At 69.4% G+C, this 601-nt stretch carries 1 protein-coding gene; it reads left to right on the forward strand.

Translation table 11 applies throughout. The features are described 5' to 3' along the window. Nucleotides 1–601, forward strand: a 601-nt coding sequence (locus I5M_RS12955) for a TonB-dependent receptor plug domain-containing protein (RefSeq protein WP_031336235.1), incomplete at both ends; no start/stop codon positions are given.

A 601-nucleotide genomic window follows, 5' to 3' on the forward strand; every position in this document is an offset into this window, starting at 1 on the left:
CTGCTGGTCGCGCTCAGTTCGCCCGGGCTGGCGCAGAGTGCGACGCCCAAGGGCACCACCAATCTTCCGGAAATCGACGTCATCCAGCCGAAGCAGACGCCGCATCCGGCGCAGCGCAAGAAGGGCCGGACCATCGCCCGCGCCCGACGCGGCGGTGCGGCAGCGCCGCGGGAACGAACCGCCGAGGCCGTCCCGCAGACGGCCGAGCAGATCACCGCCGCCCGGCATGCCGGCTTCGACACTGCGCGGCAGGCGATCTTCAAGCCCAACGGCGCCAGCGCCTTCGATATCAGTCACGCGGCGATCGTGGCGCTGCCGCAGGCCGCCAATGCGACGCTCGACAAGGTGCTGTTGCAAGCGCCCGGCGTGTCGCAGGACTCCGCCGCCAGCGGAGATCTGCACGTGCGCAACGAGCACGCCAATGTGCAGTACCGCATCAACGGCATCGCTCTGCCGGACGGCGTCAGCGGCTTCGGCCAGATGCTCGATACGTCGATGATCGGCACAATGACGCTGCTGACCGGCGCGCTGCCGGCGCAATACGGCCTGCGCACCGCCGGCGTGGTCGACATCACGACGCGCACCGACGCCTTCAACAACA

Origin of the sequence: Rhodopseudomonas sp. B29 (assembly GCF_000333455.1) — a bacterium.
Taxonomy (GTDB): Bacteria; Pseudomonadota; Alphaproteobacteria; order Rhizobiales; family Xanthobacteraceae; genus Rhodopseudomonas.